Genomic DNA, 14,813 nt, shown 5'->3' on the forward strand with positions numbered 1-14,813 from the left:
GCTTATGCAATCAGGGCACGAAACCGCGCGCGAAGAATTCACGAATATTCGCGTGGCCCGCGATGGACGCTGGTTCACCGGCGCGAAAGAAATCATCAACTTCAAGGTAATTTCGCATTTTAAGCAGAACCTGTTTCGTGATGCGAAGGGTGTCTACATCTACCAGACTTTCAGGCAGTTTGCTGAGAAGGGTTACATCACCGTCGAGGGGCCGCTGCTGTCTGTGTTTCGCATCGACGGCGATACGCTGATTTTCGACAGTCTCGACGCCGTGCCGCTCGATGAGCTGCGTGTCGTGCTAAACAGCGACGACGAATCGCCATACATCTATTATGATCGTCTGGGTTGTTATGCCAACGTACCCGCAGGTGTTGCGCCGTATTTTTCTGAGCGGCTCGAACAGCAGGGGGATCTATTCACCTTCTGTGGTAAACCGGTCGAGTTGCGGTCAATCGCCGTGTGGTAGGGTGTCTAAAAGTCGCGCACCGCGCTGAACAGGCGCGGCGCTCAGACGGAAACCGGCCCGAATGGGCCGATTCGCGTGTATTTGCCGCAGGCAAATGCAGCGTTTTCGTCTGAGCGGCGACTTTTAGACACCCCGGAATTTTCCGTTTTACGCAGCATCTTTTGATCGGTTGATCAACCATGGCATCGACCCAAAATCACGAATACCCGAAGGGCCTCAGAATCTGGCACTGGCTCAACTTCGTTGCGATTTCAGCAATTCTGCTGACGGTGCTCTTGCGTAAGACGTTTTTAGCGTATCGCACGAACTCCTCTCTGATACAAGAAAAGACGGCAGCGGCGGGCACCCCCGTGACCAAAGCCGTCGCCGACGAAATTGCCAAAGCGATGCGCGACCGCATGTGGGATTGGCACGTCTATTTCGGTTTTGCGCTCGCGGCCTTGCTGGTGTGGCGTCTGGTACTGCGCTTGCGCGGTTCGGCGAGCCGCAGCAACGAACGTTTCGCTGCAAACGAGCGGCGCATGCAGCGTGTTGGTTACGGCGTATTTTATGCCTTTGCCGCGTTTTTGAGCCTCACGGGCCTCACGATGGTGTTCAGCGCTTCGCTGCAGTTGCCGAAAAGCGTGGTATCGCTCGTCGAAGAATCTCACGAGCTCGCGCTTTGGGGCATGCTGCTTTTCGTGCCGCTGCACTTGCTGGGGGTCATCGCTGCCGAGTATAAAAGCCGCTCGGCTGGCCTCATTTCCCGTATGATTCGCGGCAGCTGAGGGGCGGCGCGGAAGGTCCCAAAACGACGAATTTCAGGAAAGGTTCCGCGATTTTCGAAGCGCAAATCGCTCTATGAACGGGATGAGGCCCGCTTTTCCCGAATTTCGTCGTTCTGCGATGGCTCTAAAATTTCGAATATGGCGACATGCCGCGCAGCCCTAATGTTCTCTACAAGAAAAAGACTTTTCAGCCTGTTCAGTAATTTATAATTGATAATTGTTATCAATATCAATTTCAGTGGAGATGAGAATGAGAAAGATTCTAATTATTGTCCTCGTGGGCATGTTGCCGGGTGCGCTGATTGCGCAGGCGAAACCGGCCAGGGCGGCCGCAAAAACTGCTGCTGAGCCAGCGGCGAATCTGCCTGCAGCGCCTGCGACTTTACCAGCGCCAGAGGCAACCAAGGCCAGCGCGACCACAGTCAAGACTCTGCCCGCCGTCAAGGTCATCGGCGAAGAAGAGAATCTGGCGAATATTCCGGGGTCAGGTCAGGTGATCGAAAAGAAGGATCTCGAATCCGCACGCGTATTCACGACGACTGAGGCTCTTCGCAAAGTGAGCGGTCTGAATGTGCGCGATGAGGAGGGCTTTTCGCTGCGCCCCAACATTGGCATTCGCGGGTTAAATCCGACGCGATCGACAAAAGTTCTGCTGCTCGAAGATGGCATACCTCTGAGCTATGCTCCCTATGGCGATAATGCATCGTATTACCACCCGCCACTCGAACGCTTTGAGCGCATTGAGGTGCTGAAAGGGGCGGGGCAGCTGCGATTCGGGCCGCAAACAGTCGGCGGTGTCGTGAATTACATAACTCCCAACCCACCCAAAGACCCAGGCGGAAAGATTACACTCACGGGGGGCAATCGATCTTATTTCAATGGCCACCTGAGTTACGGTGGTTTTTGGGGTAACGCTGGCTTTCAGGTCGACTACACACGAAAACAAGGGCAGGGTGCCCGCGACAACACGTTCAGCACCATCAATGATCTCAACCTAAAGAATGTATTGCTCGCCGGTGATAAACATACACTCACCACCAAGGCGAATGTCTACACTGAAGATTCACGGGTTACTTATTCTGGTCTGACGCAGTCAGAGTTTGAACAAGACGCTAGGCAGAATCCATTCAAGAATGATCAGATGACAGCAAAAAGACTCGGGGGCTCAGTGCAACATGCCTGGCAGATTACCCCCGCAACCGAGCTTGTCACCTCGCTTTACGGTGCCTATTTCACTCGCGACTGGTGGCGGCAATCGAGCAACTCTGGCCAAAGGCCAAATGATTCGGCTGACGCAGTGAATTGCGGTGGTATGGCAAACCTAAACACCACTTGCGGAAACGAAGGTCGTCTACGCAACTATTACACCTATGGCGTAGAACCGCGCCTGAAAAGCAGCTATAATCTGCTGGGCGAAAAGCAAGAGTTCAACGTTGGTCTGCGCGCTCACTACGAAATTCAGGACCGCAAACAAATGAACGGTGACTTTCCGCTTTCGCGAACCGCGGGCACTTCAACGAACGGCGGTTTGGTCGAGAATAACCTGCGCCTCACCGATGCCTATTCGGGTTTCGTCGATCACATATTCAAGTATAAAGACGTCAGTGTAACACCTGGTGTACGCGTAGAGCATATACGCCTCGCGCGCACTAACCGGCAGATACAGACGGTCGAAAACGGTGGCCAGGGTGTGCAGGGGAACACCAATCTGACCGAAGTTATTCCCGGCGTCGGCCTCAACTTTAACCCCATTGACCGAACGACATTTTTCGCCGGAGTCCATAAGGGTTTTTCGCCGCCGAGAGTTGAAGATATTATCAACAACACAACGGGTCTTTCGGTTGAGCTGTCTCCAGAGCGCAGCGTCAACTACGAGGCAGGGGTGAGAACAAAAATTATCCAGGGCATCTCAGCAGAAGCGACGTACTTTCGCATGGATTTTTCAAACCAGATTGTCGCTGCGAGCGTGGCCGGTGGTGCCGGCGCAACTCTCACCAATGGCGGCAAGACGCTGCAGCAGGGTGGTGAATTTGACCTTAAGCTTGCCACCGGCGAATTGCTTAAAATGAAGCATAATTTTTACCTGATCACAGCGTACACGTGGCTGCCCACCGCCCGCTTTGAGGGAACCCGCTTCAGCGGCACGACTTCGGTTTCGGGCAATCGCCTGCCTTATACCCCTGAGCACAGCATCACGACGAGCGTTGGCTATTCGCACCCGATCGGGCTCGATATGCGCATTGAGCAGGTCTTCGTTGGCGCAATGCTTGCCGATGAGCTCAATACAGAAACACCCACGGCGAACGGGCAAGCAGGGCGAATTCCTGAATATGCTATCTACAATGCCGCGATAAACTATACGTATGAGCCGTGGGGGGCAACGCTGTTCTTTACGGCGAAGAACCTGACCGACAAGATGTATATTGCCGACCGTACCCGCGGCATTCTGCCCGGCACGCCTCGCCTGTTTCAGGCTGGCGTAACGGTAAAATTTTGACAAAGTCACCGGCGTGCGGGCCTTTTGCCCGCCTGCCGGTGTGGTGAAAGGCTTGACAGACTGAGAATGATTTTCAGTCTAAGCCAACGATGTCACGGGCTGCCGCTGCACTATTCCGTTACTTCCCTTTCCCTGCAGCCGCAGGCGACGAAAAAAGTGCGCCGGTGGCCCCGGTACTTGCCGCTAAGCCCCGCTTCAGCGGAGCATTTGTCATATCGCTCGCAATCCACACTATGCCTGTATTGGCGCTGGCCATAGCGCCGGCACTTGTTGAAGAAAACCCGGCCGATAAGCCCGTAGTGCTCTACAGCGTTCAGCTCGAGAAAAAACACACGGTTATTACCCCAAACGCCACAGTGCGCAAAAATGCAGCGCAGAGTTCGGCAAAGCGGTCTGGTAACGCTGAAATCGACCTTACCGGCGAGCAGCGGGCGCTCAAAGTCAGTTATGAAATGCAGCTCGCGGCAAAAATTGAGAGGCAGCGCTATTACCCTCAGCGCGCCCGGCAATTAGGCCAAGAGGGGCAGCCGGTAGTGCGCATGGTTCTCGACGCGGCGGGTAATGTGATGCAGCTCGCGCTCGAAAACAGCAGCGGCGTCTCATTGCTTGATGAAACCGCTCTTGATATCGTCAGGCGCGCCCAGCCTTTTCCCGCGCCGCCGGCTGAGTACGCGCAGATTCTGCGCCACCGGGGTGACAACCGCATGGTATTTCGCGCCCCTATCAGTTTTGGTATTTCGCGCCAGGGTCGATAGGCCTCAGGCGTCGAGCCACTCGAGCACTTCGCTGAGCGGCATCGACGTGACGATGGTGTGGTAGACCCCGCCCTCTAGAAACCAAACCGAACGAAACGCACCGGAGAAATTGACGCGGTATTTACGTGCGCCTGTTCGCTCGCGTTTTTTGCCTTCGATCACCAGGCCCCGTTCGGGCACGAGCTTCAGGCCATAATCCCTGACCTGCGTGTAATACGTCTGGTAAGGCAGCTGCTCGTAATACGCGGTAAAGGCGGGGATTATCCCTTTTGCGCGAACAATTTTGCTGAGCCTGAAAATCTCGCTTTCTTGCGGCAGGCGAAAGTTGAAATTCGCTGCCGCTTTCGCCGCTGATGGTGATACAGGTTTGTCGGCAAAATCGTATTCGGCGATCGTCGTGCCTGCGGGATACCGAAAGACAAAGTCGCTGTCGCTGAGCGGTTTTTGAAACTCCACGCGGTCAAAACGGATGCGGTACTTTTCTGAGCCTTCTTTGTTGTACATCGCAGTTTCTAACGCAAACGCATAATCGGCCTGTACTGCCGCGCGCCATTCGAAGCTAAAAGGCGATTTGGCAAAGTCTGAATTCGGAAAATACCTGACGCCGGTTGTCTTTTGCCCGGCGACTAAACTATCATCGATCTGGTTGATGTCATAGAGTGCCACATGCCAGTCATATTCGCGTTCGAGCCATTGCATCTGTTCAGCCGCCGTGAGCTCTCGCAGGTTGCGGTAGCGTATACCGAATGCAGTCTTTGGAAAATACGTCGAAAGTGTGCCCTTCGCATACTGCAACGTGTCACCCGTCTGCGTCGCTTTGGTCATAACCGCAGCCGGTTCAGCACGCCAGCTAATCTGTGTGGTCTGCGGTTTTGCAGCGACACCTGTCTCAGTGTACGTGCCCGCAAAACTTGCGAGCGACCACATGCGCCGCAGAATGGTCTTGCGTTCGAGCTGTCGCACCGGGTTCGTGCAGCCTGCGCCCGTGAACAAAATGCACAGGGCGATACCTGTGCGAAGCTTCAAACAACAATTCATAGAAACCACCTTGGCTTTAGAATCGCCAACACAAACAGCGCCAGCGCCGCAAACAGAAGAATGACCGCAATCAATGCGGATGTTCTCTGTGCTGAATACGGTCTTGGAGAAGCCGGCCGGCGCGCGAGGCCACGCAGAAATTGCCATGGCCCCCAAAGCTGAACAGCTACGATCTCACCGCGCGGCGCGGGGTCATGAATGCCGAAATCAACAGCGGTCTTTTCGGCTGCAAAAGTACCAAACAGCTTGTCCCAGATAATCAGCACGCCGGCGAAGTTCTTATCGAGATATTCGGGGTTCATGCCGTGGTGTACCCGGTGGTGTGAAGGCGTGTTGAATATGAGTCCGAAGGCACGCGGCAGATTCAACAACTGGGTGTGCATCAGAAACTGGTAGGTCAGCGACGCAGCCTGAACCGCCAAAATATGCGCGGGAGCAAAGCCGGCAAAGGCGAGCGGCAACCAGAAGACCATACCCAAAAAGGGCAGCCAGGTTTGCCTGAGGCCCACGGATAAATTAAACTCATTCGACGAATGGTGCACGACGTGAGACATCCACAAAATGCCGAGCTTATGGCTGAGGAGATGAAACCAGTAGAAGCAGAAGTCGTCGGCCAGAAACAGCAGCAGCCAGTACCACCCTGTGGGCCTGAGCCTGACCACCGCAAACTCGAGCTGTAGCCAGACGATCAGCAGGTATTCTGTATACCCGTAGATCGCGGCTATGATGAGGTAGATTGTATAGTCGGCGACGTTCGTGAGCGTGCCTGTCAGGCTGTAGACGCGCTGGCGCAATGCGAGCGAAAGCAGCCACTCGCCGAGCACGAGAGCATTGACCGTTAAGAGAGTTAAGACTGCTGTCTGTTGCCAGGGCATAGCAGCGCATCTTCGTCGGGGCGCTGCAAGACCCGCCGCCAGGTTTATTGATGGCGTAAAGAGAGAAAAAAGTCTGGCACCCTATGGATTCTGAAATTGAACGATTGACCGGCATCGGCCGCGACCGCGCGCTCAGAATCGACGCAGTGAACCTCTACGAGCGGCTTGGGCCAGAAACATTCAAGAAACTCAGCCACGAATTCTACAATCGTGTGTTCAATGATACAGAGCAGTGGTTTCGCAACATCTTCAAAAACAGCACAATCGAAGAGGCGATTCAGAACCAGATGGAATTTTTCATGCAGCGACTCGGCGGGCCACCGCTCTATTCTGAGCGCAAGGGCCACCCGGCGCTCATCATGCGCCATCTCAAATTCAATATGTCACTCAAAGCGACTGAACGTTGGGTTTACCACATGCAGAACGCATTGGACGCAGTAACCGAAATCGATGCCGATTCAAAGTCTCGTATGATAGACTTTTTCACCCACACCGCATACTTTCTGCACCTCGGGGTTACTTCGCGAAGCCCCCGGCCTTAACGGTCATTCCCGCGCATGCGGGAATCTAATCTTCGTAATCAAAAAAGAAATCTTTATTGCTGAGGGCTTCGCCCGTGTCGGCAATCGGGTAGCTGTCACCCATCGACGCACAGATATCGCGCAGAATGCCGATCTCTTCTTGCCAGTAGCTGTCGCTGGCAAAATCGGGAAAAGCCGAGGTGAACGAAGGGTCGTCGTAGCGGCGGGCTATCCAACCTGAATAGTGAATAATTCGCATCGCGCGCAGGGTCTCAGCGAGCGCGAGCCACCGCTCTTCGAAGTGGCGAAACTCGCGATAAGCCGCGAGAAATACCGATCGCGCATGCGCATTCAGGTTTTCATCGCCGGGAAAAAGCATCCAGACATCTTGCACCGCCGGGCCAACGAGTGAGTCGTCGAAGTCGAGCAGAAACCAGCCTTCGCTGCCGTTCAGTATATTGCCCTTGTGCAGGTCGCCGTGAATGCGCAGCAGCGGCAGCTCTTCGTGGTGCACGTCGTAGTGGTGCGCGATACGCTCGGCGAGTTCTGCGTATTCGAGCGCATGGTTGTCTTTCAGAAAATGTTTCTCGCGCAAAACTTCGAGAGGCTCGCGCACGAAGCGGTCAGAATTGAAAGCAGGTCTGCAGCTTTCAGATTTCGCCGACGCGCCGACATTGTGTACCCGCGCGAGCAGTCGGCCTAAAATCTGCAGATCTATTTCTGACAGCTCTTCAGGTTCACGGCCACCGGTTCTCGGCCAGATTGCAAAGTAAATTCCCTGCTCTTCGAAGAGGCTTTGCCCATCGAACTTCAGCGGCGCCAGCGCCGGTATCTCGTCTTCAGCGAGTTCAAACAAGAACGCATGCTCCTCGAGAATCTGCTCGCGGCTCCAGCGGCCAGGGCGGTAGAATTTCGTGACGATGTGCTTGCCCGATTCAAGGCGCAGGTCGAACACGCGGTTCTCCATACTGTTCAGCTGTGAGATATGGCCCGAAGGTTCAAGCCCGAGTTTGATGACTGCGTCGATTATTTCGTCAGGGGTCAGCTGGTAAAAATAATCCGTTTCGCGCTTCTGTTGCATGGGCCCCGGCGGCGAGTGCAGGTGCTGTCATCAGCGCGCGGCGACAAGCCGGCGAAAATTGACAAATTCGGGAAAGTATTTCACCGCATCACGCGCGGCGGCCTTTGAATACTTAGCGCCAGTCGGGCTAAACTCAGAATAATTCTCGCCCTGAGCGGCGAGCTCTGTCTTGTTGCCGGCAGTCTCAAGATCGAGCGCACCATCGAGCACAAATAATTTCGTGCCGGCGGCTTTCTTCTGCAGCAAAAACCGCGCAGAGCGAAGTCTTAAGATTCGGGCGTCAACTTGAGCCGTTACAACCGTTGCGGCGTCGTTCTGCTGCAGCATTGCGGTGCCATAGAGTAAATGTATATGAAACATGCCCGGCTTCGGCTCGGTGACGCGCACAACGGTATCTGCCGCCGCTTCAACCGTAAACCTTTCTGGCAGATAAAGCGAGCTGCCCGCCGAAAGAACTATGTTTTGCGCCGACGTAACCGGTTGGCCATTGACCAGCCAGCCCTGCGGTGTTGGTTCGGGTTTCTTACCGCATGCAGCAAACAATAAAAAAAGTGAGGAGATCATAAGCCAACGAAGCGGCAACGCGATTGGCGCCGGCGCCGCTGGCAAGACCTGCTGCTTTCGGGCTCGTATTCGCATTCTAAAGACCACTTACTCTGCCTTTAATGCGGTGCACAGTTTTTTATTATATTTCTGTCGCATTGCGTTGTGAATTTGGGGCAGCCGCAATCAGCCCAGTACCCTGACCAATCTGCTTGACCGCCGGGTCGCAAGCAACACCTCACGGTATGCACCCGCAAAATCCACAGGCTGTTCGCCATCCTTGGCGCACGGCCATAATCACCGGCGCGTCGAGTGGCATCGGTGAAGCCCTCGCGCGCCGCCTTGCAGTGCAAGGCATTCACGTGGTACTGGCGGCAAGGCGCATTGGGGAGCTTAGGCGTATAGCTATGGAAATCCGCAGCACCGGGGCTAGTGCAACCGCCGTGAAACTCGATGTCAGTCAGACAAAAGGCCTGGATCTGAAGCTCGCCCGGCTGGACAAAAGATTTGGCGGCATCGATCTAGTGATTGCGAATGCCGGGGTGGGCATTGGCAGAGAGCCCTCCTGGTCATGGCGGGCCGTTGAACCAGCGTTGCAGACGAATTTTATGGGAGCGATTGCTACCATCACGGCGCTTCTCCCGGCGATGATCGCGCGGGGCAGGGGGCATGTTGTCGCGATCAGTTCTCTCGCGGGTTTTGGCGCGCTGCCCGATGCCGCTGGCTATGTTTCTCCCAAGGCCGGCCTGTCGCGCTTTATGGAGTGCCTGACACTCGATTTGCAGGGTACTGGAGTTGTGACGTCCACTGTGCATGTAGGCTTCGTTGCGACGCCGATGGTCGTGATGGTGCGTCTGCTTTCGTCGTTGCCCTTCGTGTTCAAGGCAATTGCGGCGCGGCGCTACTATAAGAAACCCGGGGTGACTGGCTCAGATTAGGCGCGCAACCTGATCGCCCTTTTCGAACGAATGGTCTTGCACAAAAGCCAGCTGTGGTATCACGCGCATGCGTATGTTCTTGGCAATGCTTGAACGCATGCCCGGCACCAGTCGCTTAATCGCTTTCATCGTCTGCTGCTGGTCTTTTTCATCGCCCCAGATGCTCACGAAGATTTTCGCAAACGACCCGTCGGGTGATAGCTCGCAGCGCGTGAAGGTGCAGTAGTCTTTGACCTGCCGTGTGAACGAAGTTGTGTCGGCGTGTTGAAACGGATTGGTTGGGGTGCTGGTCTCTTTTCGGTCTGCCGCCTCGACAGACATCGGTTCGACTGTGCTCCGTAGCGGTGACTCGGCTTCGCCTTGTCGCACCGCAGGCGTGTCCAGCGTCAGACTCTGGCCATCGTGGCCTGTGGTTGCCGCGTCGATCGACCTCGTGTCGAGCGCCAACCCTTGGTCATCCTGACCACGGCTCATTTTCTGATAGTAAGTTGCGACCAGGCGAAAAATCTGGTTTTGCAGGCGTAGGCGCTTAATGTCGTTCATGGCTTATTTGTGTGCTTGCCAATTCGGCAGCGCAATGCGCTGCCGAGCTGGCAATTACTTGTTGCCGATTTCTTCAAACGTTCTCTGCGTTTCGACTTTCTCAAAACCTTCGATGATGTCGCCGACTTTCAGATCGTTGAAATTATCGATCAGTATACCGCATTCGAAGCCTTCTTTGACTTCGCTGACGTCATCTTGAAAGCGTTTGAGCGATTTCAGCGACCCTGTCAGCACGACCGAGCCGTCGCGTATCACACGAATTGCATTTGCGCGCTTTAGAAATCCTGATCTGACCGAACAGCCCGCCACGGTGCCCATGCCAGAAATCTTGAATACCTGGCGAACCTCGGCTTCACCGGTGACACGCTCTGAAATATCGGGCGAAAGCAGGCCGGCGATGGCGAGTTTCATGTCGTCGATCGCCTGGTAGATGATGCTGTAGTTCTTGATCTCGACGCCTTCTTTCGAAGCAACATCGCGAACCTTCGCGTTCGCTCGGGCATTGAAAGTGATGATTGTCGCTTTCGCTGCCGAAGCGAGCATCACATCGCTCTCGCTGATTTCGCCGGTTGAACCCATGATCACGCGCACGCGTACTTCGTCGCTCGAGAGTTTTTCGAGTGAAGAGGTAAGTGCTTCGACAGAGCCACGAACGTCGCCTTTAATGATGACCTTGTATTCTTTGACTTTGCCTTCTTCGATCGTCTCGTTGAAGTTTTCAAGTTTAACTTTCTTAACCTGCTGCGCCTGCTGGTGGCGTGCGAGTTCTTGGCGCTTGTCGGCAATCTCACGCGCTTCGCGTTCGGTTGCCATCACGTTCAGAATGTCACCCGAATTCGGCACACCTGAAAGACCCAGAATTTCAACAGGCGTTGCAGGGCCTGCTTCTTTGACAGACTGGCCGCGGTCATTATACATCGCCCGAATTTTGCCGCCTTCAAGGCCTACCACAAATGCGTCGCCGATTTTGAGCGTGCCGTTACGCACGAGTATCGTCGCCACGGGGCCGCGACCCTGATCGAGTTTGGCTTCGACGACCGTGCCGGTTGCCCGTTTCTTCGGGTTGGCCGTGACTTCCATGACTTCGGCCTGCGCGAGAATCGCATCTTCGAGTTTGTCGAGGTTCAACTTCTGCAATGCTGAAATAGGCACGAAGGGAGTTGTGCCACCCCAGTCTTCAGAGAGAATTTCAAATTTCGCCAGGTCTTGCTTTATGCGATCAATGTTTGCTGAAGGTTTATCGATCTTGTTTACAGCGACGATAATCGGCACTTTGGCGTCTTTCGCGTGTGAAATTGCTTCTTCGGTCTGTGGCATGACGCCGTCGTCGGCTGCGACAACCAGTACGACAATGTCGGTAACCTGTGCACCGCGTGCGCGCATCGCTGAGAAGGCTGCGTGACCCGGTGTATCCAAAAAGGTGATTTTCCCTTTCGGACGCGTGACCTGGTACGCACCGATGTGCTGCGTGATACCGCCGGCTTCAGTCGCGACGACATCGGTTTCTCGCAGCGCGTCGAGAAGTTTGGTCTTACCGTGGTCAACGTGGCCCATGATCGTGACCACCGGTGGGCGCTGCACGAGATCTGCAGCCTCATCGCTTTCTTCTTGTATCAGTGTTTCTTCGTAGAGTGAAATTACTTCGACCGTGCAGCCATATTCGGCAGAAAGCAGGGTCGCCGTCTCGGCATCGATCGACTGCGTGATGGTCGCCATAACGCCCATTTGCATCAGTTTTGCGATAATTTCAGGCGCGCGCACGTTGAGCTTTTTCGCCAGCTCGCCAACCTGAACAAATTCGGTAATTTTGATGCGCGATGGTACAGACGAAGTCGCCTGCGTGGCTTCGGGGCGACCACGTTCGCGCGATTTCTGGCCAATAAAGAATTTTTTATGCTCTTCTTTTTTCAGAATGTCTTCGCGCAGGTTCGATTTCTTCTTGTCTGCGCCGGGTTTAACATTCGGGCCTTTCTTGACTTCGCGTTCTTCTGCCTCGGTCTTGGGCTGCCGCTCGTCTTGTACGAACACGGTTCGGGGTTTTGGTGGCACGCGCTCGGCCGGGCGTTTCGGTGCGGCGGTGGCCGGGGCTGAGGTCGCTGCAGGCTTTTGCGCGGCAACCTGCGGCTGCTCGGGCTGAACCTTGCGTTCTTCTTCGCGCTTCTGGTCTTGTTGTACCTTTTGCGCGCTGATTTTGCCCGCGATTGAGTCTTTTGAAGAATTGCCTTTGAGAACAATCTTCTTGGGCGTTAGTTTAATTTTTTCTGCCATGCGCGCTTTCCACTATAGGTCAATAGACGTGAATCAAGCCTTTGGCTCAGCGTCAAGTTCTTGCCCTTCTGTGGTTTCTACCTCTTCTTCACCTTCTTCGAACTCGACGTTCTCAGAAATAATTTCCATGATGCGCTTTGCTGTTGCGCGTCCCATACCTTCGATCTGTATCAGGTCTTCTTCGCCCATCGAAACCAGGTCTTCGATGTAGCGAATGTTGTTATCCTGAAGTATGCGGATAATTCGCGGTGCGAGACCCGGCAGCGCTGTGAGCGGAGTGCCGGTTTCTTCTTCGACTTCTTCAACCGGTGCGGCGACTTCGAAGATTTCATCGAGACGCTTGCGCGCTTCGGGCGAAGCCATTTCTGCAGAGAACTGCGATTCAGATTTGACATCGATCTTGTAGCCAGTCACGTACGATGCGATCTTCACGTTCGTGCCTTCGCGGCCAATCGCGATTGCGAGATCTTTGTCGGGTACCACAGCGAGCGCTTCGTGCGATGTCGGGTCGACCTTCACTAGGCTGGGCTGAGCCGGGGTGAGCGCGTTGGTGATAAATTCACGCGGGTCATTGGCATATTCGACGATGTCAATGCGCTCGGTGCCGAGCTCGCGCACAATTGCCTGAATGCGCACGCCGCGCACACCGACGCAGGCGCCGACAGGGTCGACGTTTGAACGTTCTGAAGTCACGACGACTTTTGAACGTTCGCCGGGAATTCGGCCAATCGTCTTGATGATGACGATTTTCTCAAAAATTTCGGGGACTTCTTTCTCAAATAATTTCTGCACGAACATGCGGTCGGCGCGCGAAACGATGACGCGCAGCGGGCCGCCACCTTTGTCTTGTTCTATAGAATGCAGCAGAACTTTGATCTTGTCTTCAACCCGGTAACGCTCTTTGGGAATCTGGTGCTTTACCGGCATAATCGCTTCAACTTTGCCCAGGTCGACATAAACCGTATCGCCGCGTTTGCGCAAAATATAACCGTTCATGATTTCGCCGATCTTGTCTTCATACGCTTCGCGAACCTTGTTCTGTTCGAGCTGGCGCAGGCGCTGCGAAACGATCTGCATCGCCGTCTGCGCAGCTATGCGACCGAATTCAAGCGGATATTCGACGATGTCGAGTTCTTCGCCGATCTGTACGTCGGGCTTCACCTTGCGCGCATCGTCGATATGAATCTGCATACCAGGCAAAACAACGTTATCGACAACGACACGGCGCGCGACGACGTACACGTCGTCTTTTTCTTTGTCCATGACGATGCTGACGTTTTCAGTCGTGCGGTATTTACGTTTATACGCTGCGATGAGGCCCGCCTCAACAACTTCGAGTATTTCTTGTCTGTCAAAGCCCTTGTCGGCGGTAACCTGCTGAATATCTTCAAAGAATGAACGTCTTTTTTCCGCGACGACTTTTTTTGCTCTTGCCATTTTCTCTCCTGGGTTCTTCTGCTACACGTCGAGGTGCAGTCTGATTTTTTTGATATCGTGCCATGCTACCCGGTGGGTCGGCAGGCTCTTGAGTTTTTTGGGTGTGTATTTCTTGCGGTTTGCCTTGCAGTCGGCGACGTTGAAGGTCACGTATTCGCCTTCGATCTGTTCGGTCTTGAGAATTTCTGAGAGCGTTTTGCCCGTTTCGGCAACGAAGGTGACGTTGACCGGCAAGGCGCTGAAGCGTTTCACTTCGGCGAGTGACTTCAGCTCGCGTTCTGCGCCGGCTGAAGCGACCTCGAGCGAATAGTTCAGATTAATGCCGCTCGCTTTCTCCATTTCGTCGAGCGCGTCGCGCAGCGCGCGGGCATACGTCTCGCAATCGCGGATATTAACTGAACCATGCGGGTCAGATTCTTTATCGAGGTCGATTACAATGCGCGTATTGCCTTTTGTATGAAAAAAAGCGATCTTGTGCAGTGCGAGTTCTGGCGGCAACGCAGCCTTCGCGCATTCTGTGACCTTTTGTTCTGTAATTTCAGCGATATTCATGTCAAAAAAAAAGCGGCATTCGCCACTTTTCAACTATCCAAAAGTAAGCGCAGAGACATGCTGTCAAACCTATCGTTAGTTGGCGGGTTTGCTGCGCAGGCCCAGAAGCGCACTACTGCACAGAACTGCGCTAAATCCTCATTATATGCTTGACCCGTACCCGTGATGTGACATAATGTCGTTCAGCGACGCACCATGGAACCCACGACCGATCGCCCCGTAGCTATTCTCGCCTTTTCAGGCGCCATTCGGCCGCATGACGTCTATGAATTAGAAGATAATCTGGCAAGCCTGGGAAACAAAGGCACTTACAAGGTTATCGCCGATCTGAGCCGCGTTGAGCACCTGAGCAGCTCGGCGCTTGGCGTGCTCGCACGTTTTTCTGAATTGTGCCGTGCCCACCACGGCGAACTACGGCTTGTGGTGACCGAGCCGGGAGTACTCAACCTTCTGCAGGTGACCATGCTCGACAAAGTCTTCGAGATTTATGCGTCGCTCGAAGAAGCCGAAGAAGATTTCTGACAAACCGAGG

At 54.4% G+C, this 14,813-nt stretch carries 15 protein-coding genes; 7 read left to right on the top strand and 8 right to left on the bottom strand.

Going from position 1 to position 14,813, the window contains the following annotated elements; genetic code table 11:
• Positions 1-4: 4 nt before the first annotated feature.
• From TURPA_RS12940 to TURPA_RS21930, 4 genes are all read left to right on the top strand, one after another.
• Entirely contained in the window at positions 5-466 is a 462-nt protein-coding gene (locus tag TURPA_RS12940; protein WP_014803756.1) for a hypothetical protein, read from the top strand.
• 179 nt (positions 467-645) lie between these two features.
• Positions 646-1,233, top strand: coding sequence for a cytochrome b/b6 domain-containing protein (locus TURPA_RS12945; protein ID WP_014803757.1), 588 nt, complete (start codon positions 646-648; stop codon positions 1,231-1,233).
• 250 nt (positions 1,234-1,483) lie between these two features.
• Positions 1,484-3,730 carry a TonB-dependent receptor family protein gene (locus tag TURPA_RS12950; RefSeq protein WP_014803758.1) on the top strand — a complete coding sequence of 749 codons (2,247 nt, stop codon included), beginning with the start codon at positions 1,484-1,486 and terminating at the stop codon, positions 3,728-3,730.
• A gap of 89 nt (positions 3,731-3,819) precedes the next feature.
• Entirely contained in the window at positions 3,820-4,485 is a 666-nt protein-coding gene (locus tag TURPA_RS21930) for an energy transducer TonB (RefSeq protein WP_014803759.1), read from the top strand.
• Between the two features lie 3 nt (positions 4,486-4,488).
• Here TURPA_RS21930 and TURPA_RS12960 read toward each other — a convergent pair whose 3' ends face one another.
• Positions 4,489-5,511 (bottom strand): hypothetical protein, encoded by a 1,023-nt coding sequence (locus TURPA_RS12960; protein ID WP_157210494.1) that lies wholly within the window; start codon positions 5,509-5,511, stop codon positions 4,489-4,491.
• A gap of 8 nt (positions 5,512-5,519) precedes the next feature.
• Positions 5,520-6,398 (bottom strand): sterol desaturase family protein, encoded by an 879-nt coding sequence (locus TURPA_RS12965; RefSeq protein ID WP_014803761.1) that lies wholly within the window; start codon positions 6,396-6,398, stop codon positions 5,520-5,522.
• An 83-nt stretch (positions 6,399-6,481) separates the two neighbouring features.
• On the opposite strand from TURPA_RS12965, the gene TURPA_RS21935 reads away from it, so the two are divergent.
• Positions 6,482-6,940 carry a truncated hemoglobin family protein gene (locus TURPA_RS21935; RefSeq protein ID WP_014803762.1) on the top strand — a complete coding sequence of 153 codons (459 nt, stop codon included), beginning with the start codon at positions 6,482-6,484 and terminating at the stop codon, positions 6,938-6,940.
• A gap of 25 nt (positions 6,941-6,965) precedes the next feature.
• Here TURPA_RS21935 and TURPA_RS12980 read toward each other — a convergent pair whose 3' ends face one another.
• Together TURPA_RS12980 and TURPA_RS12985 are read right to left on the bottom strand one after the other, a co-directional pair.
• On the bottom strand, positions 6,966-8,000 hold the full coding sequence (locus tag TURPA_RS12980; RefSeq protein WP_014803763.1) for a serine/threonine protein kinase: 1,035 nt from the start codon (positions 7,998-8,000) through the stop codon (positions 6,966-6,968).
• A gap of 30 nt (positions 8,001-8,030) precedes the next feature.
• Entirely contained in the window at positions 8,031-8,564 is a 534-nt protein-coding gene (locus TURPA_RS12985; RefSeq protein ID WP_014803764.1) for a hypothetical protein, read from the bottom strand.
• Positions 8,565-8,788: 224 nt separating this feature from the next.
• On the opposite strand from TURPA_RS12985, the gene TURPA_RS12990 reads away from it, so the two are divergent.
• The gene (locus TURPA_RS12990) at positions 8,789-9,481 is read left to right on the top strand and encodes an SDR family NAD(P)-dependent oxidoreductase (protein WP_014803765.1); all 693 of its coding nucleotides are present in this window, start codon (positions 8,789-8,791) and stop codon (positions 9,479-9,481) included.
• On the opposite strand, the gene rbfA is transcribed toward TURPA_RS12990, so the two are convergent.
• From rbfA to TURPA_RS21945, 4 genes are read right to left on the bottom strand one after another with little or no spacing between them, the layout of a single operon-like run.
• Positions 9,473-10,024 carry a 30S ribosome-binding factor RbfA gene (gene rbfA / locus TURPA_RS21940; protein WP_014803766.1) on the bottom strand — a complete coding sequence of 184 codons (552 nt, stop codon included), beginning with the start codon at positions 10,022-10,024 and terminating at the stop codon, positions 9,473-9,475. The two genes, TURPA_RS12990 and rbfA, sit on opposite strands and share 9 nt — an antisense overlap.
• Positions 10,025-10,078: 54 nt before the next feature.
• Positions 10,079-12,292 (bottom strand): translation initiation factor IF-2, encoded by a 2,214-nt coding sequence (infB, locus tag TURPA_RS13000; RefSeq protein WP_014803767.1) that lies wholly within the window; start codon positions 12,290-12,292, stop codon positions 10,079-10,081.
• A gap of 33 nt (positions 12,293-12,325) precedes the next feature.
• Positions 12,326-13,729, bottom strand: a complete 1,404-nt coding sequence (nusA, locus tag TURPA_RS13005; RefSeq protein WP_014803768.1) for a transcription termination factor NusA — start codon at positions 13,727-13,729, stop codon at positions 12,326-12,328.
• Positions 13,730-13,750: 21 nt separating this feature from the next.
• Positions 13,751-14,314 carry a ribosome assembly cofactor RimP gene (locus TURPA_RS21945; RefSeq protein WP_053332192.1) on the bottom strand — a complete coding sequence of 188 codons (564 nt, stop codon included), beginning with the start codon at positions 14,312-14,314 and terminating at the stop codon, positions 13,751-13,753.
• Between the two features lie 162 nt (positions 14,315-14,476).
• Between TURPA_RS21945 and TURPA_RS13015 the strand changes: the two genes are divergently transcribed.
• The gene (locus TURPA_RS13015; protein WP_014803770.1) at positions 14,477-14,803 is read left to right on the top strand and encodes an STAS domain-containing protein; all 327 of its coding nucleotides are present in this window, start codon (positions 14,477-14,479) and stop codon (positions 14,801-14,803) included.
• The last annotated feature ends 10 nt before the right edge of the window (positions 14,804-14,813 follow it).

It is taken from the genome of Turneriella parva DSM 21527 (genome assembly GCF_000266885.1).
GTDB classification, from domain to species: Bacteria; Spirochaetota; Leptospiria; order Turneriellales; family Turneriellaceae; genus Turneriella; species Turneriella parva.

Excerpts from the sequence above, each read along its gene's own strand:
- TURPA_RS12940 (WP_014803756.1), top strand. The coding sequence starts at position 5 with ATGCAATCAGGGCACGAAACCGCGCGCGAAGAATTCACGAATATTCGC.
- TURPA_RS12945 (WP_014803757.1), top strand. The coding sequence starts at position 646 with ATGGCATCGACCCAAAATCACGAATACCCGAAGGGCCTCAGAATCTGG.
- TURPA_RS12950 (WP_014803758.1), top strand. The coding sequence starts at position 1,484 with ATGAGAAAGATTCTAATTATTGTCCTCGTGGGCATGTTGCCGGGTGCG.
- TURPA_RS21930 (WP_014803759.1), top strand. The coding sequence starts at position 3,820 with ATGTCACGGGCTGCCGCTGCACTATTCCGTTACTTCCCTTTCCCTGCA.
- TURPA_RS12965 (WP_014803761.1), bottom strand. The coding sequence starts at position 6,398 with ATGCCCTGGCAACAGACAGCAGTCTTAACTCTCTTAACGGTCAATGCT.
- TURPA_RS21935 (WP_014803762.1), top strand. The coding sequence starts at position 6,482 with ATGGATTCTGAAATTGAACGATTGACCGGCATCGGCCGCGACCGCGCG.
- TURPA_RS12980 (WP_014803763.1), bottom strand. The coding sequence starts at position 8,000 with ATGCAACAGAAGCGCGAAACGGATTATTTTTACCAGCTGACCCCTGAC.
- TURPA_RS12985 (WP_014803764.1), bottom strand. The coding sequence starts at position 8,564 with ATGATCTCCTCACTTTTTTTATTGTTTGCTGCATGCGGTAAGAAACCC.
- TURPA_RS12990 (WP_014803765.1), top strand. The coding sequence starts at position 8,789 with ATGCACCCGCAAAATCCACAGGCTGTTCGCCATCCTTGGCGCACGGCC.
- rbfA (WP_014803766.1), bottom strand. The coding sequence starts at position 10,024 with ATGAACGACATTAAGCGCCTACGCCTGCAAAACCAGATTTTTCGCCTG.
- infB (WP_014803767.1), bottom strand. The coding sequence starts at position 12,292 with ATGGCAGAAAAAATTAAACTAACGCCCAAGAAGATTGTTCTCAAAGGC.
- nusA (WP_014803768.1), bottom strand. The coding sequence starts at position 13,729 with ATGGCAAGAGCAAAAAAAGTCGTCGCGGAAAAAAGACGTTCATTCTTT.
- TURPA_RS13015 (WP_014803770.1), top strand. The coding sequence starts at position 14,477 with ATGGAACCCACGACCGATCGCCCCGTAGCTATTCTCGCCTTTTCAGGC.